Source organism: Akkermansiaceae bacterium, assembly GCA_017798145.1.
Classification (GTDB): Bacteria; Verrucomicrobiota; Verrucomicrobiia; order Verrucomicrobiales; family Akkermansiaceae; genus Luteolibacter.
Genome location: CP059069.1, coordinates 3,865,137 through 3,885,318, shown reverse-complemented (window position 1 = coordinate 3,885,318; position 20,182 = coordinate 3,865,137). Strand labels below are relative to the sequence as shown.

The window sequence follows — 20,182 nt, the reverse complement described above, 5'->3', positions numbered from 1 at the left end:
CACGGGGGATATTCAGGATCCTGTCCGGCATCTTACCCGGATTCCACAACGCATCTAACTGAAAAGTCACCTAACGCTACTGCTGGTCGAGGCGGAAACGGAAGAACTCTGCGGAAACGCCGGGCGTGGTGGGGATGGCGGCGCGGTAGAGGCCGCCGCCGAGGTTTTCGACGAAGACCGATGGATCCGGAAGGAATCCGCTGAGGTCGGGCGAGCGCTGGGCGACCGGATCCAGGGGCGGCATGCCGGCAAAGGCGAGATTGATCTTGTAGGTCTCCGCTTCGAGAGAGTCGGTTGTGGTGGCGGATTCGCTGAGGCTGCTGCCGTCTGTGGGGACGAGGGTGGTGATCTCCCCTTCCATGGCGGCAGCGCCGACCGCGAAATGTGTGAGAGGGGAGTATGTTCCGGTCAGGGCAAGGGAGACGGTGGCTCCGTTGCAGGAAAACGAGAGGGTCTTCGTCGCAGCGGCGAAATCGAGCGAGGCCTCATGGAAGCCGGTGGTCGGCGCGGGAAGGGCGACGGAGGCGGAAGCGCCTGATTTCCCGTCCACAATGCGGAGCTGGCCCTGGCCGTAGTCGATGATGGCCTGGATGAGATTGGCGCGGGTATCGGAATCTCCGAGCGCGCAGGCGAGCTCGGCGGAGCCGGAGAGGTTGCTTTCGGTGGAGCGGGCGAGGAAGCGGTAGTGGAAATCACCGGTCAAAGGCACCGGGTTGCGGAAGATGGAGGAGAGCCAGGCGAGGGAACTTGCGGAACGCTTGAGGCGGTAGCCGCCGGAGATTCCCTGGCGCTCGAGGCCGGGATCGAGGACGGTGGAGGCGGAGCCGTAGAATGGCGCGATCGTGCTGGATTCCCATGCGGCGAAGCGGCGCTTGAGCTCGGCAAGGATTTCGGGCTGGGCACCGGATTGGTCCGAGTTTTCCGCCGGGTTGCTGCGGATGTTGTAAAGCGTGGTGGCCTGGGTGTTGTCGGTGATGAGCATTTTCCAATCGCCCATGCGGATCGCGCTGCCGCCCCCGTCGAGCCCGCTGGCGCGCCAGGTGAGGACACGGTCGGCGGGGAGAGGGGTGGCGTTTTTCAGCCGGGGCATGAGGTCGAGGCCGTCGAGGCCGTTGCGTGCCTGGGCCGGGGCATCACCGGCGGCATTGACGAAGGAGGAGCCCCAGTCGAGTGAGATGACAGGGTCGGAAACGACCTGCCCTGGGGGGATCGTGCCCGGCCATTGGATGGCAGCGGGGACGCGGATTGCGCCGTCGGTCATGTTGCCCCCCTTGTAGCCGCGGAGTGGCTTGTTGTAGGAGTAGTTTCCGCCGAAGCCCTGAGAGTAGCCTGCTCCACCGTTGTCGTTCGTGTAGAGGACGATGGTGTTGTTGGTGAGCCCTTCGGCGGCGAGCTTGTCGAGCACCTTGCCGATGTTCTCATCGAGGGCGAGCGTCATGGCGGCGAGGTCGTAGCGGTTCTTGTCGATGGTGGCCTGGCTCTGGCCGCCGATGATGGGTGAGGAATTGAGATAGTTGGCGGCTGTCAGGCCGAACTCGCTGGCGAGGCGGGCGAAGCGGGGGTCGGCGGGGCTGCTGGGGCTGCCGGCGGGCGGGGAGTCGATATCCACCGGCGCGTGGACGGCGGTGAAGGAAACGTAGATGAAAAACGGATCGGTGGCGCTGGGCGAGGCGAGGTGCTCGTCGATGAAACCGACACAGGCGTCACCGATGCGGTCGGTGACGTATTTTTTGGCCAATTCGTCGTTGAACCTCGGGGTCATGTTGTCCTGGAAGACGCCGGTTTCGGTACTATTTTCCCAGTAGGAGCGGCCGCCGGACCAGATGCCATACCAGCGGTCGAAGCCACGGCAGTTCGGGTGGTATTCGACGGTATCGCCCATGTGCCATTTCCCGATTCCGAAGGTTTTGTAGCCGAGGCTCTGGAGACGGCGGGGGACGGTGCGCTGGGAAACGGCCATGCCGTTATAACCCGGGCCGGAGAGGTTGCCATCGGTGCCGTAGCGCTGCTGGTAGCGGCCGGTGAGGAGGCCGCAGCGGGAGGGGTGGCAGACGCCGGCGGTGACGTAGGCATCGGTGAAGCGGGCGCCGGCATCGGCGAGATTCTGGAGGCGCGGCATCGGGTATTTCGCGGCCTCGGCGGCGTTGCCGTTGAGCTGGAGATCCGAGTAGCCCTGGTCATCCGCAAAGAGAACGATGATGTTCGGGCGGGCGGCGGAGGCGGGGAAATTTTCCAGGGCGGTCAGGGTGATTGAGTTACTGGAAACATCGTAGTTGATGCGGAAACGGTTTTTCCCGCAGTTGAATTCCTCGCCGTTTCGGAAGTTCGCGAACTGGCCGTCGCGGGCGGAGTAGGTAACTAGCGTGGTGACAGTGCCGGGGACGTGGCTGTATTCGGAGCCGAAGGTGAGATCGAGCGAGCAGCGCCCGAGGATAAGCGTGCCGCCGACGGCGATGGGAGGGGCAGAGCCGGGGTTGTGGAAGCGCAGCATGGAGCCGCCCTGTTCGAAGGCGCCCATGGCGAGATCGCCGACTATGGTGACGGTGCCGCCGGCGAGGATGAGGGAACCGTCGCAGGTTTCGGCGGAGCGTCCGAAGCTGGCGTTTCCGCCGATGTGGAGGGTGCCGCCGTTGGCGAAAACGAAGGAGTCGTTGGCGCTGTCGTTGATGCCGACGTTGAGGGCTCCCGTGACATTCAAGCTGCCGGAATTGACGTTGAGTGTCCCCTGCCCTCCGTTCGCGGCGCTTTCGCCGAGGCTCATGGCGGCGATGGTCTCGGTGGCCGGGATGCCGCGGTAGGTGACGGTGCGGTAGCGGCCGATCACGGCGCTGTCCCCGTCCTGGAGATCGCCCGTGACGTTGCCCGACCCGGTGTTCCACTGGATCGCATCCCAGTTGCCGGAGCCGTTGGCGGTGTTGGTCACCGCAGGGGGCACGCCGCCGACTGCGCGGCCCGCCAGGGAGAGCTTCACGTCGGCCTGGGTGGTTGCGGTATTGGAAACGGTCTTGCGGCGGATGCTGGCAGCGGAAACGATCCTCACCCTGAGCTTGGAGCTGGCTGCCTGGAAAGCCACATCGCTGTCGAAATCCCAGACGTATTCGGAAGCGCCGGAGAACGACAGGTTGTCGGTGACCGTGCCCACGATCACATCGTCCCCCGTCCCGATCACACCATCCGCGCCATAATCCGTGAAGGTGACGGTGACCGTGGTGTTCGAAGTCCCGGTGGAACCCGATGCCCAGCCCAGCCCTTTCAAGGTGACGTTGGCCTCCTTCGTCCACAGTCCGTCCAGATCGCGGGTGAACGTGGTGGCGTTGTTGTCCCCCCCGCCGGTCGCCGCATCATCCAGGAAAAAATCCGGGCCAAGGGCCGTCGTGACATTGCCGGCGACAATGTCCGCCGCCCGGCCGCTTGCAGCCAGCGCGGAGAGCACGATGGGAATCCAGCAAATGATACGGAGCATGGCGGAGGCGGGTAGAAAAAGAGGCCGTGGGAATCATCCCACGGCCTCGATAAACAAGTCCATTTCAGAGCCGACTAGCGCCGGCGGCGAAGGAGGAAGAGTGCTCCGAGCGCGCCGAGCAGGGCGGCGGAAGGCTCGGGGATAACCGTGATCTGGAGGTCAGGGCGGTTCTCCACTGTCGCGTCATCGAACTTTGCGAAATCGAAAAATGAATCGCCATTCCCATAACCGGTCTGGGCGAGAAGGTAGAGCTTCTTATCACCTGCGAGGGCGCTGTTCACCGCCGCCGTAAAGTTGGCACTGGTGCCCCAAACCCACGGAGCCGTAGTTTTGGTGGTACCGAATGTGGTGCCACCAACCAATGCCCCCACCGTTCCACCTCCCGCCAGACCGGGAGTCGTTGTCCCGTTCGGGGTTGTTGGGCTCGACCATGGATTGGTTCCGTCCGAGGTAGTCCAATTTGCCGAGTCGGTGTAAGCCTCGGTCGCATAGAGGGAAATCGCCCTGCCGAAGGATCCGCCACCGCCGACTCTCGTTACGCTGAGGGAAACATCCGACACGGTGAAGGTCGGATTGGCTGCCAGATAGTCGGCCAGCGCTGTAAGATCGAATGTGAACAACCCATTAATTCCACGGCCATCATTTCCAGTATTGGCTGAGGTGCTGTTGAATTGCGTGCCGATTCGGTTAGCAGTGCCACTGTTCGCGGTTTTGGTTGGGTTCTGGTCGATGATCGAACCGTCACTTGCTCCTGCGTAACCTGAACCAACTCCAAAAAGCACACCGTCCTGCCTCAGGTCACCCTGCTGGAAACTGAAAGTGGTGGCTGCGGATGCGGGCATCGCGCAGGCTGCGAGCATGGCGAAATAATGGATTTTTTTCATGATTCTTGGATTTCTGGTTCTGGGTTTTTGAAGTTCTCACCCCGTCGCCCGTTCTTGAGGGTGGCAGCGCGAAACGAATTGCGATGAGGGTTTCTAATTCCGGAGCGCCAAAGCCGCAAATGATTTTCATCCTAGACACCTACCCCGGGTTGGGTAGGTTTCCCGAATGCCCATCTTCACCGTCCTGAGTCCCGCCGAGCAGGTGGCAGATCACCTGAGGGATGGGCTGGTGCAAGGGAGGTGGAGGGAAACGATGCCGGGCGCGCCCTTGCTGGCGAGGGAGCTGGGGATCGACCCGAAGACAGCCGATGCAGCGCTGCGGCTGCTGGAGGGGCGCGGCCTGCTGGTGCCGCAGGGGGCGGGAAAGCGGCGGCGCATCGAGCTGCCGCCCTCGGGGGAATCCGTGAGGCCGCTGCGGGTGGCGATCGGACTCGGCGAGCCGGCCGACAGGGGCGCGGACTACCTTGCGGAACTACAGCACGCCCTGATCGTGGCGGGGCACGACGCCCATTTTTCCGAGAAATGCCTGCTGGAACTCGATATGGATACAGAGAAGATTGGGAAAATGGTGGAGCGGGGCGGGGCGGATGCGTGGGTGCTGTGCGGGGGCTCGCGCGGGGTGCTGGAGTGGTTCGTGGAGCAGGGAACCCCGACCTTTGCGATATTCGGGCGCTACGATGGGCTGCCGATCGCCGGCACCAGGCCGAACAAGCTCCCGGCATACAGGGCTGCCGTGGAGAAGTTGGTCGGGCTGGGGCACCGGCGCATCGCGCTTCTTGCGCGGAGCATGAGGCGACTTCCGGAACCGGGGGGGAGCGAGCGGGCTTTCCTGGATGCGCTCGAGTCGCACGGGATCCCGACCGGTACCTACAACCTGCCGGACTGGGAGGACAATAGGGAGGGTTTTGAGGAACTGCTCACACGCCTGTTCCAGGTCACGCCGCCCACGGCGCTGATCATCCAGGAGTCGTTCCTTTTCCATGCGGCGCATCATTTCATCACCCGGCATGGTCTCCGCGTGCCTGAGGACGTCTCCCTGATCTGCACCGACGCCGACCGCACCTTCAGCTGGTGCATACCGTCCGTTTCCCACATCAGCTGGGACAGTGGGGCGATCATCCGCCGCGTCGTCCGCTGGGCGGCAGCCATCGGCAACGGCAAGGAAGACCTGCTCCAAGTTCTCACGAAAGCGGAATTCGTCGAAGGCGGCACGATCGCCCCGCCGCCCGATCGCTGAGGCTCACGGTCTTTCCGGGGCGGGTGGCGTCCGTTTCCGCATTTTTCAGCGGCGCTCCTTGCTGCATCTCTCCGAGCAATATCTGAACTGATCCCAAACCTTCTCCCATTTACTGCGCCAGGTGAACGGCCTGACGCAACCCGCACAATCCCTGCAAGGCAGATCAGCCTTTTCACGTGTTTACCCATCGCTGCAACATCCCCGGATCGCTCCAAGGGCAAATCCGGGGATCTTGCACCAGCCGGCATGCTTGACATTGGGGCCAACTCTCCCAATCATTTTTGCTAATGGGTGAAAACGCATGAAAACGCCGGTGGAATCAATGCTCTGCTTCCTGCTGGCGTCCCTGCTTGGTGCCGCAGGGCAGTTCCTCTACAAATCCGGGGCCGCCCGGGCGATTGGCGGCCCCTTGAGCTATCTCCTCAACCCCCGCCTGCTCGGCGGCGTGGCTTGTTACATCGGGGTGATGGTGCTTTTCATCGCCGCTTTCAAGCGCGGGGGGCAGCTCTCCGTCCTATACCCGATCTATGCGACCAGCTTCATTTTCTCGGCGATCGGAGCCGCCTGGTTGTACGGGGAGCAGATACGGCCGATGAACTACGCCGGAATGGGACTTCTCGTGATCGGGATGTTCCTGATGGGATGGAAAAACTGATGAGCGAAAAAGACTACACCCCTGAGCGCCGCCCGCTTGCGGCGAGAAACCTCGGGATCTCGGCGGCGGCCACCCGCTGGCTTGCTGCAATGGGCGTCTCGCCGAACTCGATTTCCGTCGCCAGTTTTTTCGTGAGCCTCGGCTCCGGTGCCGCCCTCTGGGCAAGCAACGGCAGCGACCATCCCATCCTTCTTCTCCTGGGTGCCTGCCTGCTGCTCCTGCTGCGTGGCGCCTGCAACATGCTCGACGGGATGGTGGCGGTCTCCACCGGCATCGCCTCGCGCAGTGGCGAGCTGTTCAACGAGGTGCCGGACCGCCTTTCGGACGCCGTGATCCTGATCGGCGCGGGATACGCGGCTGGGGGCATGCCCCAGCTTGGTTACATCGCCGCGATCGCCGCGGTCTTCACCGCCTATGTGAGGGTTCAGGGCTGCTCGCTGGGAGCCCCTGCGGATTTCGGCGGCCCCATGTCCAAGGTTCACCGGATGATCCTGGTTGCCGCCGCCGCCCTTTGCACCGCATTCTCCCCCACTTCATGGAGGCTTCCCATTGCGGGCATTCCTGATGCCGGGTTTTTCGGCTTGGCGCTTGTGCTCATCATCGCCGGTTGTGCCGTAACCTCTGTGCGCCGCCTGCGGAATTGCGCACGGATACTGAACCAAAAAACATGATGAGCGAAGCGACCATGGAGCGTTTTTTCGGCTATGAGCACGCCTTCGCTCATCCGTTCACACGCGGCGTGGTGATCGCCATTGCAGCTGCGCTTGTGGCCGCCCCTTTCATCTTCAGGGCATTCCGCGCGACGGTCGGCGTTTCCGACAACACTTATCAGGAGCTTTGGTCGCGCTGGCGCTCGTGGATCTGGATCTGCCTCGGGCTGATCATCCCCATTCTGCTCGGCTCCGCCTGGGTGATCGCCGGCGTGTTCATCCTCAGCCTCTGCTGCTTCCGCGAGTTCGCCCGCGCAACCGGGATTTTCCGGGAAAAACTGATAGGACTGGCCGCTGTCCTTGGGCTCTGCATGGTCTCCTTCGCGGTGATCGACAACTACCCCAGGCTGTTCTTCGCCACGCCGATCCTTGGGATAGGCCTGATCGCGATCATCACGATCCCTCAGGACAGGCCGAACGGCTTCATCCAGCGTGTCGGGCTTGGGATCATGGGCTATCTTTTCTTCGGCTTTTCGCTGGGCTACCTCGCGCTTTTCACCGCAGATCCGCTTTACCGTCCCCTGCTGTTGCTGCTTCTGGTGACGGTGGAGCTGAACGACATTTTCGCCTACTGCTCCGGAAAGCTGTTCGGGGGAAGGAAGATGGTTCCCAACACCAGCCCCGGGAAAACGATATCGGGCGCGGTTGGCGCCCTGGTGCTGACCACTGCCCTGACACTTGTCCTCGGCCACTGGGTCATATTTCCCGGCACCCCGATGGACAGTTGGCTCAACCTCATGATCATGGGGGTGGGCATCAGCGGATTCGGACAGTTCGGGGATCTTCTCCTCTCGGCGATCAAGCGTGATCTCGGCGTCAAAGATCTAGGAAAGGTTCTACCGGGGCATGGGGGGCTGCTCGACCGCTTCGACAGCCTTATCATCATCACGCCGATGTATTATCATTTCCTGTCTCTGATTCTCGGCACCCTAGCCCAGCACCAGCCCGAGCGTATCATCACCGGAGGATGGCCATGAACGGATGGGAATTCCAACCGGCCCGCGACCGCGATCTGCATGGCATCGAACGCCACCGCAGCCTCCAGCGTGAGCATGGGCTGGCTGCCAGCGTCACCCGGCTGTTCTGGTGGGCAACACTCCGGGTCATTTTCCGGGTCTGGAACCGCCTCCGAGTGACCGGGCGCGAGAATCTGCCCGCCAGCCCCCCCTTTGTCCTCATCGCCAACCACACCAGCCACCTCGACGCCCCTCTCCTCGCATCGCTGCTGCCGGCAAAATGGCGCGACCAGGTCTCGCCTATCGCCGCAAGCGACACGTTTTTCGAGAAGCGGCCGACCGCCGCATTCGCCGCTTGGTTCCTCAACGCCCTCGCCATACGCCGCCGTGGAACAGGCGCCCACGACCTGGACCAGATGCGGGAGCGGCTGGAGAAGGAGAATGCGGTGTTCATCATTTTTCCGGAGGGCACCCGCAGCCGCACCGGGGAGCTGCAAACATTCAAAAGCGGCATAGGCCGCCTTGTCGCGCAAAGCAAAATCCCCGTGGTGCCCTGCCGGCTCGAAGGCTGTTTCCGCGCCTGGCCGCCCGGAGGGCATTTCGTCAAGCCGGCCTGCCTGAGCATCAGGATCGGAAAGCCTCTCACGTTCGAGGACTGTACGGACGACCGTGCCGGCTGGAATACCGTTGCCGAGCGCCTGCACAAAGAGGTCGGGGAACTATTCCGCCGAGGAAAAAGCGAATTCGAATCATAGACAGGCGGGGTCATTTCACCAGCTTGGAGAGGTATTTCGCTGGGTCTTGCTTGAACTTGGGGATGCAGGCGTCGCAGCAGAATTTGATGGTCTGCCCCTCATGGACGATGCTCACCGCGTCGCCCATCGAGCCAAGTTCCTCGCCGGATACGATGCAGGTTTTCAGCGGGTAGGGCTTTGCGCCGGTATCCGCCACGGTTTCCTCGGCTTCGACGGTGACCGTTTCCTTTTTCTGCAGGCAGGAGGAGAGCAACAGGGCGGCGGCGGGTATGATCAGGTATGGTTTCATGTTATCTGGTTTTTGTTTCTGCGAGTTTCCCCGCGTATTTTTCGGGATCCTTTTTGAACTTCACGAGGCACGGCTTGCAGCAGAATTCGAAGGTCTGCCCTTCGTAAACCGTGCTGACCCGCTCGTCCATTTCATCCAAGCCCTCGCCGGATACAAGGCAGGTCTTCAGGGGATAGGGTTTCGGCTTTGGCGCGGCCTTGGGTTTCTTCGCTTCCGCAACTTTGGCTTGGGCTGCGGTCACGCCCTGCGCCGGGGTGGTGTCCCCGGCACAGGATACGACGATGAATGCCATGCAGATGGCGCTAAGTTCGGCTTTCATGTCAGTGGATGTTTGATGCGTATTTCTCCGGGTTCTTCTCGTATTTCGCTACGCAGGGCTTGCAGCAGAATTTCACTTCCTTGTTGCCGTAGACCTTGGTCACGGGATCCCCCATGCTGCCAAGCTTGTTGCCGCTGACGGCACAGGTCTGGCTGGTGTATGGGACGACGTTGCCGGATCCGGCGGTGCCGGAAGTTCCGCTTGCGCATGACGCGACGGCCATGGTGAGGCCGGCAAGTGCGGCGATGGTGTTCAGTTTCGTTTTCATTTTTTTGTTCTGGTTTGTTTTTGTTTTTCCTTAGAAGCGGAAGCCAATGCCTCCGCCGAAGCCGTGGTCGGAATCGTATTCCGTGATGAGCGAGAGCCTTTTGGTGAGCGTGTAGCTGAGCCCCGTGCTCCATCGGAATTGCGAGCCCGTGTCGTATTCGAGGTTGGTCATCAGCGAGAGGCGCGGGGTGAGTTGGAAATCCTTCATGGCGGTGATCCGTGCATCGCCTTCGCTGTCGATGGTCAGTCCCGTCCACACCATGTAGGGCAGCCTGTATTCGATGCCGCCGATGAACCGGTCTTCCGCATCGGGATCATTGGTCAGTCGGTAGCCGAGCAGGGTGCGGAAGTTCGGATCGATGTATCGTTTCCATGCGAAGTCCGCCTCGTAGTCGTAATCATGCCCTCCCATATGATCGTGATGGATGCCGACGTCCCAGCTTGCGGTGAAATCGTTGCGAGCGTTCATCAGCGTGAGCATCCCCATGCTCATGTGGCTCTGGATGTTCCCGTCGGCCATGAAATAGATCGGATCCTCCGCCATCTCGCCGAGATCGGGGGTGTGATCCTCGCCCTGGTCGTCGTAGCTGAACACCCGGGACATCCCGGTGTGCATGTGGTAGAGCAGGTGGCAGTGGAACAGCCAGTCGCCGTGCTCATCCGCGAGGAACTCGATGGTGCGGCGGCCCATGGGCGGGACATCTATGGTGTGTTTCAGCGGGGCGTGGCTGTCGTCCTTGCCATCGATGACCCGGAAGAAATGGCCGTGGAGGTGCATGGGGTGGTGCATCATCGTGTCGTTGACAAACTCGAGGCGCAGGACTTCGCCGCGCGAGACCTTGATCACGCCGTCCTCGCGGGCGGTCTTGCCGTTGATGGACCAGACATAGCGCTCCATGTTCCCGGTGAGCCGGAGCTCAAGGGTGCGGCGGGGTGCGGATGGTGAAATGGTCGTGGCGGCGGGTGAGCGGAGTTTCGCATACGGTGCGGGCGGACGGGGTTCGTCCATCGCGTCCGACATGCTGTCCATATCCATCGCGCTGAGCGCACCGGTGAGCATGTCATCCATCCGGTAGAGATCGGGCTTCGGCGGATCCTGCGCCGGGTGGAGTTCACCGTTTCCCAGGAAGGCCGAGGCATGTCCCGACCCGTCCTGCGAGGTGGCGCGGAACTCCCATTTCCCGCTTTTCGGAATGGTGACGATCAGGTCGTATGTTTCCGCAATGCCGATCAGCAGACGATCCGATTTCACCGGCTCGACCGCCGGGCCGTCCGCCGCAACAATGGTCAGCGGGCCGGTCGAGGAGCTGAGGTAAAAGTAGCTGGAGGCACCTGCATTGATCACCCGCAAGCGGATTTTCTGGCCGGGCTTTCCTCCGAGTTCGACCTGTCTCCGGCCGTTGATGAGGAAGGCGTCATAGGCGACATCGGAGACATCCATGGGCGCCATGCGGCTGCGCTCACGCTGGAAGTAGTCGGCGAGCGCCCCGGCTTTCATCGCGCCCGAGATCGACTGGGCGTTGCCTTTGCGGATGGAATACCAGTCGCTTCCCCTCATCAGGGTGCGCATGACCTCGTTCGGGTTTTCGCGCGTCCAATCGGAGATCACGAGCACGTGCTCGGCGTCGGCATGGATGGCCTCTCCGCCCCGTGGTTCAACGACAATCGAGCCGTAGACACCGCGCTGCTCCTGAAGCCCGGTGTGGCTGTGATACCAGTAGGTGCCGGGGTGTTTCAGGGGAAATTCGAAGACGTGATCGGTGCCGGCCTTGATCGGAGGCGTGGTGAGGTAAGGCACCCCGTCCTGCGCATTCGGCACCAGGAGGCCGTGCCAGTGAGTGGACGTCTCTTCATTTTGGAGCCTGTTTTTCACAGTGATCCGCGCCGTGTCGCCGACGCGGAAACGGAGGGTCGGCCCCGGGATCCCGCCGTTGATGGTGAGGGCTTTGACGGGCTTGAGACCCTCGGGCGCCCAAGGTTTCTCGGCGACTTCGAGTTCGTATTCAACGACCCCGGCGTGGAGCGCGGCCGCAGTTAGGAGAAGATGGAAAATGGTTTTCACGGGAAGTTGGATTTAAAAATTGGACGGGTGTGCAGCAGCACGGAATGCGTTGGGCGGATGAAGCGTTGCGCCGATATCCGGGCAAGGCGCAAGAAGGGGCGGAACCCAAACGGGTCGCCAAAAATTCAGGGCATTCCGGGCTTCAGATGAGCCAACGGGAATACATCGCCAGGAAATGCCCCGGCGGGACGCAGCACCGCTCCGGAGTTGTGCGGGGCGCGGTCTTCACCTCCTGCAAAATGGCCGGAACGCGGATTTCAAAAACAGGCGGGAGAACGGTGACAGCCAGATCGGTCGGAGTGATGATCTCCTTTGTGGTGTCCTTGGGTTGCTTCGCTAGGCAATGGCAGGCCGTATGGTTCCTGTCCGGGGTTCCCTCCCCATCAGGCTTCATCTTGCTGCAACAGGAAGGCGTATTTGCCGTCTTCGCGGTCATCATCGCGCAACAGCAGAGCGGGCTCGCGATGGCGAGAGCCAGCAAAACTGCAATGATCTTGCGAAAGAATCCCATAACTCAGCATCCCCCCATTCCGGCTACCCTTTCCGTCAAAGCGGAAAACCGGTGCCTATCTGTTTGAGAATTTCCGGGTGGAAAAATTCCACGAAAGTTCCAATCAGCACGCTCGTTTGCTATTCACCCGGCAGCGGATCAGAGTGTCCGTGAACTAATGCAACATTCCCACGAAAAAAAATCCTGCTGCGGCTGCCATTCCCGTGCCGAGGAGGCTAAGCCAGCGCAGGACGCGAAATACTTCTGCCCCATGTGCCCCGGCGCCGAGTCGGACAAGCCGGGCGACTGCCCGAAATGCGGCATGGCGCTGGAGCGGAACCCGATGTGGAAGCCGGAGACGAAAACGATCTACACCTGCCCGATGCACCCGGAGATCGAGCAGGATCATCCCGGCGATTGCCCGATCTGCGGGATGCCGCTGGAGCCGAAAGGCGTTTCCGCAGAGGATGAGGACGATCCCGCGATCCGGGACCTGACCCGGAAGTTCTGGATCTCCGCCGCCCTCGCCCTGCCGGTCTTCCTGCTCGCGATGGGGCACATGATCCCGGGCTTGAGCGGACTTGTTCCGAAGAGCATTTCGAAATGGATCGAATTCATCCTGACGATCCCCGTGGTTTTCTGGGCGGGCGGGATGTTTTTCACCAAGGCATGGACCTCAGTGAAAACGTGGAACCTCAACATGTTCACCCTTATCGCCACCGGAGTCGGCGCGGCGTTCATCTACAGCTCCGTGGCGGTGCTCGCTCCCGGCATTTTTCCCGACTCGTTCAAGGAACACGGCGAGGTCGGGCTCTATTTCGAGGCTGCGGCGGTGATCACCGTGCTGGTGCTGTTAGGGCAGTTGCTAGAGGCGCGGGCACGCAGCCGCACCGGCCAAGCCATCGAGGCGCTCATGGGTCTGGCCGCGAAGACCGCCCACCGTCTCCGCGACGGAAAGGAAGAGGACGTCCCCGTCGATGAGATCGAAAAAGGCGACCTGCTCCGCATCCGCCCCGGCGAAAAGGTTCCCATCGATGGCACCATCACCGAGGGCGGCAGCAACATCGACGAATCCATGATCACCGGCGAGCCCATGCCGGTCGGGAAAAAAGAAGGCGACGACGTCATCGGCGCGACCGTTAACCAGACCGGCACTTTCGTAATGCGTGCGGAAAAGGTCGGCGGCGACACCCTGCTCTCACAAATCGTCCACATGGTCGCCGAGGCGCAGCGCAGCCGTGCTCCGATCCAGAAACTCGCGGATACAGTGGCGGGTTGGTTCGTGCCCATCGTCATCGGCTCGTCCATCGTCACATTCATCCTCTGGGCGGTCTTCGGACCCGCTCCCGCGATGGCCTTCGCCCTGGTCAACGCGGTTTCCGTCCTCATCATCGCCTGCCCGTGCGCGCTCGGGCTTGCCACGCCGATGTCGATCATGGTCGGAGTCGGCCGCGCCGCGCAGATGGGGATCCTCGTGAAAAACGCCGGGGCGATCGAGATCACGGAAAAAGTCACCCACCTCGTCACCGACAAGACCGGCACCCTCACCGCCGGGAAGCCCCGCGTCACCGATACGAAACCAGCACCCGGCACCGATCCGAAAAAACTCATCCAGCTCGCCGCGTCCATCGAGGCCAGCAGCGAGCATCCCCTCGCCCGCGCCATCGTCGATGAAGCGAAGGAAGCGGGGCACGACTTGCTTCCCGTCACCGATTTCCAATCCACCACCGCAGGCGGCGTCACCGGCACCGTCGATGGACAGACCGTCCGGATCGGGAAATCCAGCTTCCTTTCCGACATCGGAATCACCATCCCCGAGGATCTGGAAAAGGAAGCCGCCACCCTCCAGGGAAACGCCAAGACCGTCGTCTGGGTCGCTTTCGGCAGCGAGGTCGCAGGCATACTCGCCATCGCGGATCCGATCAAGGAAAGCAGTGCCGAGGCGATCCGCGCCCTCCATGCCCTGGGCCTAAAAGTCATCATGTGCACAGGCGACAACCGCCTCACCGCCGAAGCCGTCGCCCGCGAGTTGGGCATCGATGAGTTTTACGCGGAGGTCGTCCCTCAGGACAAGATCGACCTTGTGAAAGAGCTCAGGAAGGGCGGGGCCGTCGTCGCCATGGCAGGCGATGGCATCAACGACGCGCCCGCCCTCGCCGAGGCGGACGTGGGCATCGCCATGGGCACCGGAACCGATGTCGCCATCGAGAGCGCGGGCATCACCCTCGTGAAAGGCGATCTCATGGCCATCTCCAAAGCCATCCACCTCAGCCGCGCCGTCATGGGCAACATCCGCCAGAACCTCTTCTTTGCCTTCGTCTACAACGCCGTCGGCGTCCCCATCGCCGCCGGCGCCCTCTATCCATTCCTTGGAATCCTCCTCAGCCCCATGATCGCGGGTGCGGCGATGAGCTTTTCCTCCGTCTCAGTGATATTGAACGCCCTGAGGCTCAGAAAAACTCCGCTGTGACATCGTTTGGGCAGCCCTCTTTCCCCCGCCTCCGATCCGGCTCCGGCTGTCTCAAAGACCTTAGCCCCAAAAGCAAATTCCTGGCATTCATTCAGACTCCGAGAAAATCGAACTCGGGATTTTCTGAAACCCGGATCAGCCCGGCCGCCTGGACATGTAATGCGCCACGGCTTCCGCCCGGGAGCGGACGTGCATTTTCGTGTAGATGCTCTTGAGGTGGCTTCTCACCGTCTCCACCCCGAGCCCTAGCTGATCCGCGATCTCCTTGTTCGAGTATCCTTTCGTAAGCAGCACGAGTGTTTCCTCCTCCCGCGAAGAAAGCGAGACGGACGGATCCACACCGCCGCCGCGCTTGCGGAACGAGGCCACGACGTGCCGCGCGATCTCGCTGCTCATCGGCGCGCCGCCGCTGAGGACATCCAGCATCGCCGCGCGCAGATCCGCGGGCTTGGTGCGTTTCAGGAGATAGCCGTCCGCGCCGGACTCCAGCGCGAGGAAGAGGATTTCATCCTCATCGGATGCGGTTAGCATGACGATGGGGATGTCGGGATTCATCGCCTTGAGCTTGGCGGTGCATTCGATGCCCGACATGCGCGGGAGAAACACGTCCATCAGGATGAGGTCGGGCTTCACCTCCGGGATGACTCGCAGCGCCTCCTCCGCCGAGATGCAGGCGGATACGCAGGTGAAGTCAGGCAACGAGGAAATCAGCCGGCTCCAGCTTTCGCGTGTGTCTGGCTGATCCTCCACCAGGGCAACACGGAACGTTATGGATGGTGCTGCTACCGGTTGTTTTTTCATCGGATTTGTTTTCATCACGTTGCCTCTTTCGCGGGATCGGAGATGGGCAACGTAACCAAACGTTGCTCCGTAGCGAGAGGATTCCTTGCTTCCGCCCCGGAAAGCGCCTTCAGCCTTGCCTGCCTTGACAAGGGCACATGGAAATCCACCCGGCATCCCTCGCCGGGGCTTGCGCTGATCAAGCAGCGCCCGCCCATCTCATCCATCCGGGTTTTCAGGTTGGTCAGGCCGTTCCGGTCGGAATCGGCCAAGGCGGGGTCGAAGCCCGCGCCGTTGTCCTCCACGGTCACCACCAATTCATTGCCGCGCCGGTGGATGCGCAGGAAAAGTTCCGTGGCGGCGGAGTATTTCGCGGCGTTGTTGATCGCCTCCCTCACCGCCAGCAACAGGCTGCGGCGCACGGGCAGCTCGAAGGGGATCTGCGGAAGATCCGCATCCACATCCAGGCGGCAGCGGATCGGGGTCGCGGCCAGGAAACGCTGCGTGTTCTTGCAGACATAGGTGGAGAAATCGAGCAGCGTGTCCCGCTTCGAGTTCACCATCCACACCACCTCATCCATCACGCCGGAAACCGCCCGCGCCTTTTCGCACAGCGCCTCCAGCTTGTGGGCGACCGGCGACCCGGAAGGAACCTCGGTCTGGATCACCTCGCCCTCCAGCGCCAGTTCCGTCAGCCTCGCCCCGAGTTCATCGTGGATGTCCCGCGCAATCCTCGCCCGCTCCCGGTTCAACAGCTCCTGGGATTTTGACTGCACCGCCAGCCTAGCCATCAAACGGAGCGAGAACAGCACCGCGAAGGCGATGCCCACCCAGAGTACGGCCTGCACCCAGCCACTCTGCCAGAACCCGATCTTTGCAGGAGGCGGCACCTCCACCTTCACCAGCATCGTGGGGATGCGACCGACCCACACCTGCCCGCGCACCAGCCGGGATTCGGATTTCACCGCCCTGCCCCAATGCGGCGGCGCATCGCGTTGGCTCTCCCAGCCGCTTTCACCCGCCGGGACGATGCGCCAGCTCTCGTCGGAAAAAACATTCATCACCGGGCCGTCCTTCAGCCTGATGTTCAGGCCGAACTGCATCCCCGCCTCCCGGTTGTCATTGAAACCCTCCACCGCAATCACATGCCTCCCCGCCTTTAGCATATGCCCAAGGTCATATTCCGTGATGCTGCGCCAGTCGCTCCCGGTGCCCACCTCGCGGCCGTCGATCATCAGCCGGTAGCCATTGTCCACCGAGATCCTCACCCGCGCGAACTCCACCTCCGCCCCGGCCGGGATCTCAAACGAACGCCAAAGACGGCAGGTCTGCTTGTCATAGGTCTGCGGCCCCCAGATCCAGCCGCCGACCCCCCAGTCCTTCTTCAGCCGCTCGGCCGACATCCCTCGCGGGGGAATCTCCGCTTCCCCGCCCGCCGTCTGCGCCCTCGCAATGCCTCCGCAACACATGAACAGCGGCAGAACGCAGACGAATACCATCATGGGTTGCGCGATCCCCACACTGCGGCCCCTGTTGGGAAAATGACCGTTCGGAACCCTCATTGGATCATGCAACGGAACAACGTTTCCCCGCCATGCGCAAGCCTATCCGGAACCCCGCCGGGCGGCAGGTCTCTCACCCGAACGGGGGATGCCGATTCACCCTCTTGTGCATTGGACAATCCGACCCTTCTTGGCCTGAATTTGAGTGCAATCCAATATCCCATATACCCAGGAACAACCCATCGATATGAAACCTCGTCGCATTTTCTCCGCCGCCCGCCTCTCCCTGCCATTCGCCTCCGCGCTCGTTGCGCTGTTCGCCGCGCCGTCGGGAATGGCGGCGGTTCGCTATTGGGATCCCAGTAGCGGTGGCACCTTCGGAAGCGTCACTGGCACCGACACCTGGGCAACATCTACCAATCTCATCTGGACGGCCAGCAATACAGGGAACACCACCCGGTTGGCGAACTACACCACGACAACTGCCGACGACCTCAACTTCGGCGGCCCCACTGCGTCGCTTGGAGCCGGAACGGTTCCCGTTGGCACCGTGAGTGCGGGCACAATCAGTTTCAATACGCTCTCGGGCAACATGCTGCTCTCCGGCGGCACCATCACCATGAAAGCCGCGGCGACCATCACCACGGTCAACGCGTCCCAAGCCCACACCATTTCTTCCGAGATCACAGGAGCGGCCACCAGCCTCACCAAGGCCGGCGACGGCAGGTTGATCCTTTCCGGTGTCAACACCTACATCGGCCGGACCTTCATCAACGCCGGAACCCTAACCTTGGGGAACACGAATACATTGGGAACGATCCCAGGCACGAACGGCAGCATCGGAATCACGATGGCTGCAGGGACAAACCTACAGTCTGGCAGCGCCACAGGATCCAACAACATCATCGCCGCCCCAATCACCCTGAGCGGGGCTGGGGATACAACCTTGTCAGTTGGAACCGGTGCAGGCAGCACCACGACCACATTCACACTAGACGGTGCCATCGGAGGCACGACAGGGAATCTGGTATTTAGCACCGGAACCGGCTCTTTTAGCAACAGATCCTCGGTCTTCGTTCTGAATGCAGCCAGCAACTACACCGGCAACACCCTCATCACGACTGGAAACGGGGGCAACAACCCAGTGTTCGTCAGAAATGGGGTTGTCAACGCCTTGCCGTCCACCACGGTGCTGACCTTGGACGGCGGCAACGGCGGCGGCACCGGTCGGACGATCCAGTATGACCTGAACGGATTTGACCAGACGCTCGCCGGTTTGACAAACAACACGGCAGTTACCCTGCGCAACCAGAGGGTGACCAACACTTCGGCCACCGCTGCGGTTCTGACATTGGACGGCAATGGCAACTCCACCTATGGTGGAACCTTCTCTGGGACGACCACTACAAGAGCCCAGATTGTTGGAAATCTCTCGTTGGTCAAAACGGGTGCTGGCACCTTCACCCTTACCGATGCCCATACCTACACTGGCAGCACCACGATCACCGGCGGCATACTCGCACCTGAGCTGGCTGCCAGCCTTCCGGGATACACCACTTCCGGGAAGGTGATCTTCAACGGCGGCAGGCTGAACATCGCCTCGGGCGACGGAACCACGACCGGTTGGTCGGATGCCCAGGTGGCCACCCTGCTCTCCAATGCAACCAAGACTTCCGGAACCTTGGGCATCAACACCGCCAATGGCGATGTCATCGAGACGGCCTTTGATTTTGGCGGCCTCAGTTTGGTGAAGACCGGTGCCAACACCCTGACCCTCAACCAAGCCCACACCCTGGGTGGAACAACAATCGCCAACAACGGCGGAACCGTGAAAATCACCGATGCCGCCGCCCTCGGAGCGGGCAATGTCACGATCCAGACGAACGGTACAAACACCGGCACCCTGGAACTCGCGCTCACCGGCACGAACACCATCAGCAACACCTTCAGCGGGTTCAACTCGGCCACTACATTGGCGGGCGGAGGAAACGCGCAGATCGTGAACACATCGGGAACCAACACGATCTCCAGCGACCTGACCATCGCCAACACCGGCGGGAACGGCCTGAACGTTGTATCCGACGGCGGGCTGCTCACGCTGTCCGGCACGATCACCCATACGATCGCCAGCATACGCAGCTTCTCCATTGGGGGAAGCGGGGATGGAGAGGTCAGCGGAGCGATCCTGAACAACGCCACCGGCAATGTGTCCTTGGCGGTCAACAAGACCGGTGCCGGAACCTGGACCATTTCCAACGCCTCCAACAGTTATACGGGCAACACCAACGTCGCTCAAGGCACCCTGATCGTAGACGGCAACATCTCCACCAGTGTTACCACAGTGGCCTCCGGCGCAACGATTGCAGGCTCCGGAACAGTCGGCGCACTCTCAGTCCAGAGCGGCGGCTTCATCGCTCCCGGCAACAGCCCGGGCATCCTGAACTCTGGAAACTACACCCAGGCGGGTACCTATAATGCGGAGATCACCGGACTTACTGCCGGCCCCCTCGGGCATGATCAAATCATCGTAACCGGCACCGTGGACATCAGCAACGGCAGCCTTGCGACCCTGTTCAGCGGCACCTACGCGGCCAACGACCTGATCTTCCTCCTGCTCAACGACGACACGGATGCCATCACCGGCACCTACACCGGATTGGCGCAAGGGGATGTGGCCAGCACCTACGGCGGCTTCAACTGGCAGATCAGCTATGTGGCGGACTCCGTCGGGAGTTCCTTCACCGGTGGCAATGACATCGCGCTGATGGCGGTAGTCATCCCCGAGCCATCCGCCGCCCTCCTCGGCGGTCTCGGTGCACTGCTCCTGCTGCGCCGCCGCAGATCCTAACGGGTTCGCACGTGCTTTGTGTCCCGTTAGAAAGGGGCGCATGACGTAGCGGTTCTCTCTTCTCAGGCCGGGTGTTTCACTAGTTCACCCGGCCTCTTGGTAAAGTGACACGGAAGTGGTTCCCGGAAAATGGAGCCTGCCCTACACATTCCCAGATAAAGGATAGGCAACCCGCTCACCACGGGCTTTCCGCAACGTAAGATGCGGGCATGAGCAAGAAACGTCTCGGCGGGCGGGATATTCATGTGGATGCATGAGAACATCAGGAGGCACCAGGTGCTTTCCTACTGCGTAATGTCGGACCACCTCCACCTCCTAGGGGATCTCCCTCCGGAACCGGAGGAAGGCATTTCCGATGAACTGCTTTCGCAAAAGGCTCGTCGCCCTTCATAGCGAGAAATTCGCCACACTCACCGCCGCAATCCGCCGCGGCTGCGTCATCCAATAGGTTTCTTCCTCTTGTTCCCCCACAGGCGGCGGAGACGCCGCCCTGAA

Annotated in this window: 17 protein-coding genes; 7 read left to right on the top strand and 10 right to left on the bottom strand. The window is 61.8% G+C overall.

Annotated features, from left to right (window positions below):
• Positions 1-76 precede the first annotated feature (76 nt).
• Both HZ994_16685 and HZ994_16680 read right to left on the bottom strand, forming a co-directional pair.
• Entirely contained in the window at positions 77-3,463 is a 3,387-nt protein-coding gene (locus HZ994_16685) for a sulfatase-like hydrolase/transferase (GenBank protein ID QTN33878.1), read from the bottom strand.
• A 74-nt stretch (positions 3,464-3,537) separates the two neighbouring features.
• Positions 3,538-4,347 (bottom strand): hypothetical protein, encoded by an 810-nt coding sequence (locus tag HZ994_16680; GenBank protein QTN33877.1) that lies wholly within the window; start codon positions 4,345-4,347, stop codon positions 3,538-3,540.
• Positions 4,348-4,513: 166 nt separating this feature from the next.
• Between HZ994_16680 and HZ994_16675 the strand changes: the two genes are divergently transcribed.
• Positions 4,514-5,584 carry a LacI family DNA-binding transcriptional regulator gene (locus HZ994_16675; GenBank protein ID QTN33876.1) on the top strand — a complete coding sequence of 357 codons (1,071 nt, stop codon included), beginning with the start codon at positions 4,514-4,516 and terminating at the stop codon, positions 5,582-5,584.
• Positions 5,585-5,629: 45 nt separating this feature from the next.
• Here HZ994_16675 and HZ994_16670 read toward each other — a convergent pair whose 3' ends face one another.
• Positions 5,630-5,746, bottom strand: a complete 117-nt coding sequence (locus HZ994_16670) for a DUF2256 domain-containing protein (GenBank protein ID QTN34430.1) — start codon at positions 5,744-5,746, stop codon at positions 5,630-5,632.
• A gap of 139 nt (positions 5,747-5,885) precedes the next feature.
• Between HZ994_16670 and HZ994_16665 the strand changes: the two genes are divergently transcribed.
• From HZ994_16665 to HZ994_16650, 4 genes are read left to right on the top strand one after another with little or no spacing between them, the layout of a single operon-like run.
• Positions 5,886-6,239, top strand: coding sequence for a hypothetical protein (locus HZ994_16665; GenBank protein ID QTN33875.1), 354 nt, complete (start codon positions 5,886-5,888; stop codon positions 6,237-6,239).
• Positions 6,227-6,910, top strand: a complete 684-nt coding sequence (locus HZ994_16660; protein QTN33874.1) for a CDP-alcohol phosphatidyltransferase family protein — start codon at positions 6,227-6,229, stop codon at positions 6,908-6,910. The genes HZ994_16665 and HZ994_16660 overlap by 13 nt, the downstream gene beginning before the upstream one ends.
• The gene (locus HZ994_16655; GenBank protein ID QTN33873.1) at positions 6,910-7,926 is read left to right on the top strand and encodes a phosphatidate cytidylyltransferase; all 1,017 of its coding nucleotides are present in this window, start codon (positions 6,910-6,912) and stop codon (positions 7,924-7,926) included. Before HZ994_16660 ends, HZ994_16655 begins: the two co-directional genes overlap by 1 nt.
• Positions 7,923-8,660: a 1-acyl-sn-glycerol-3-phosphate acyltransferase gene (locus tag HZ994_16650; protein QTN33872.1), complete on the top strand. Its 738-nt coding sequence runs from the start codon at positions 7,923-7,925 to the stop codon at positions 8,658-8,660. The genes HZ994_16655 and HZ994_16650 overlap by 4 nt, the downstream gene beginning before the upstream one ends.
• Positions 8,661-8,670: 10 nt before the next feature.
• Here HZ994_16650 and HZ994_16645 read toward each other — a convergent pair whose 3' ends face one another.
• The 5 genes from HZ994_16645 to HZ994_16625 form a co-directional block, all read right to left on the bottom strand.
• Positions 8,671-8,949, bottom strand: coding sequence for a hypothetical protein (locus HZ994_16645; protein ID QTN33871.1), 279 nt, complete (start codon positions 8,947-8,949; stop codon positions 8,671-8,673).
• 1 nt (position 8,950) lies between these two features.
• On the bottom strand, positions 8,951-9,268 hold the full coding sequence (locus HZ994_16640; GenBank protein QTN33870.1) for a YHS domain-containing protein: 318 nt from the start codon (positions 9,266-9,268) through the stop codon (positions 8,951-8,953).
• Position 9,269: 1 nt separating this feature from the next.
• Complete coding sequence (locus tag HZ994_16635; GenBank protein ID QTN33869.1) at positions 9,270-9,536, bottom strand: hypothetical protein; 267 nt, start codon at positions 9,534-9,536, stop codon at positions 9,270-9,272.
• Between the two features lie 30 nt (positions 9,537-9,566).
• On the bottom strand, positions 9,567-11,597 hold the full coding sequence (locus HZ994_16630) for a multicopper oxidase domain-containing protein (protein ID QTN33868.1): 2,031 nt from the start codon (positions 11,595-11,597) through the stop codon (positions 9,567-9,569).
• A 142-nt stretch (positions 11,598-11,739) separates the two neighbouring features.
• Positions 11,740-12,108 carry a hypothetical protein gene (locus tag HZ994_16625; GenBank protein QTN33867.1) on the bottom strand — a complete coding sequence of 123 codons (369 nt, stop codon included), beginning with the start codon at positions 12,106-12,108 and terminating at the stop codon, positions 11,740-11,742.
• 301 nt (positions 12,109-12,409) lie between these two features.
• On the opposite strand from HZ994_16625, the gene HZ994_16620 reads away from it, so the two are divergent.
• On the top strand, positions 12,410-14,557 hold the full coding sequence (locus tag HZ994_16620) for a copper-translocating P-type ATPase (GenBank protein QTN34429.1): 2,148 nt from the start codon (positions 12,410-12,412) through the stop codon (positions 14,555-14,557).
• A gap of 135 nt (positions 14,558-14,692) precedes the next feature.
• Here HZ994_16620 and HZ994_16615 read toward each other — a convergent pair whose 3' ends face one another.
• Both HZ994_16615 and HZ994_16610 read right to left on the bottom strand, forming a co-directional pair.
• On the bottom strand, positions 14,693-15,373 hold the full coding sequence (locus HZ994_16615; GenBank protein ID QTN33866.1) for a response regulator transcription factor: 681 nt from the start codon (positions 15,371-15,373) through the stop codon (positions 14,693-14,695).
• Entirely contained in the window at positions 15,373-16,740 is a 1,368-nt protein-coding gene (locus tag HZ994_16610; GenBank protein ID QTN33865.1) for a hypothetical protein, read from the bottom strand. Before HZ994_16610 ends, HZ994_16615 begins: the two co-directional genes overlap by 1 nt.
• Before the next feature lie 346 nt (positions 16,741-17,086).
• Here HZ994_16610 and HZ994_16605 point away from each other — a divergent pair, with 346 nt between their 5' ends.
• Complete coding sequence (locus HZ994_16605; GenBank protein QTN33864.1) at positions 17,087-19,687, top strand: autotransporter-associated beta strand repeat-containing protein; 2,601 nt, start codon at positions 17,087-17,089, stop codon at positions 19,685-19,687.
• The last annotated feature ends 495 nt before the right edge of the window (positions 19,688-20,182 follow it).

What these genes read in the sequence shown, in the direction of transcription:
- HZ994_16685 (QTN33878.1), bottom strand. Translation starts at nt 3,463, where the DNA reads ATGCTCCGTATCATTTGCTGGATTCCCATCGTGCTCTCCGCGCTGGCT.
- HZ994_16680 (QTN33877.1), bottom strand. Translation starts at nt 4,347, where the DNA reads ATGAAAAAAATCCATTATTTCGCCATGCTCGCAGCCTGCGCGATGCCC.
- HZ994_16675 (QTN33876.1), top strand. Translation starts at nt 4,514, where the DNA reads ATGCCCATCTTCACCGTCCTGAGTCCCGCCGAGCAGGTGGCAGATCAC.
- HZ994_16665 (QTN33875.1), top strand. Translation starts at nt 5,886, where the DNA reads ATGAAAACGCCGGTGGAATCAATGCTCTGCTTCCTGCTGGCGTCCCTG.
- HZ994_16660 (QTN33874.1), top strand. Translation starts at nt 6,227, where the DNA reads ATGGAAAAACTGATGAGCGAAAAAGACTACACCCCTGAGCGCCGCCCG.
- HZ994_16655 (QTN33873.1), top strand. Translation starts at nt 6,910, where the DNA reads ATGAGCGAAGCGACCATGGAGCGTTTTTTCGGCTATGAGCACGCCTTC.
- HZ994_16650 (QTN33872.1), top strand. Translation starts at nt 7,923, where the DNA reads ATGAACGGATGGGAATTCCAACCGGCCCGCGACCGCGATCTGCATGGC.
- HZ994_16645 (QTN33871.1), bottom strand. Translation starts at nt 8,949, where the DNA reads ATGAAACCATACCTGATCATACCCGCCGCCGCCCTGTTGCTCTCCTCC.
- HZ994_16640 (QTN33870.1), bottom strand. Translation starts at nt 9,268, where the DNA reads ATGAAAGCCGAACTTAGCGCCATCTGCATGGCATTCATCGTCGTATCC.
- HZ994_16635 (QTN33869.1), bottom strand. Translation starts at nt 9,536, where the DNA reads ATGAAAACGAAACTGAACACCATCGCCGCACTTGCCGGCCTCACCATG.
- HZ994_16625 (QTN33867.1), bottom strand. Translation starts at nt 12,108, where the DNA reads ATGGGATTCTTTCGCAAGATCATTGCAGTTTTGCTGGCTCTCGCCATC.
- HZ994_16620 (QTN34429.1), top strand. Translation starts at nt 12,410, where the DNA reads ATGGCGCTGGAGCGGAACCCGATGTGGAAGCCGGAGACGAAAACGATC.
- HZ994_16615 (QTN33866.1), bottom strand. Translation starts at nt 15,373, where the DNA reads ATGAAAACAAATCCGATGAAAAAACAACCGGTAGCAGCACCATCCATA.
- HZ994_16610 (QTN33865.1), bottom strand. Translation starts at nt 16,740, where the DNA reads ATGTCGGCCGAGCGGCTGAAGAAGGACTGGGGGGTCGGCGGCTGGATC.
- HZ994_16605 (QTN33864.1), top strand. Translation starts at nt 17,087, where the DNA reads ATGAAACCTCGTCGCATTTTCTCCGCCGCCCGCCTCTCCCTGCCATTC.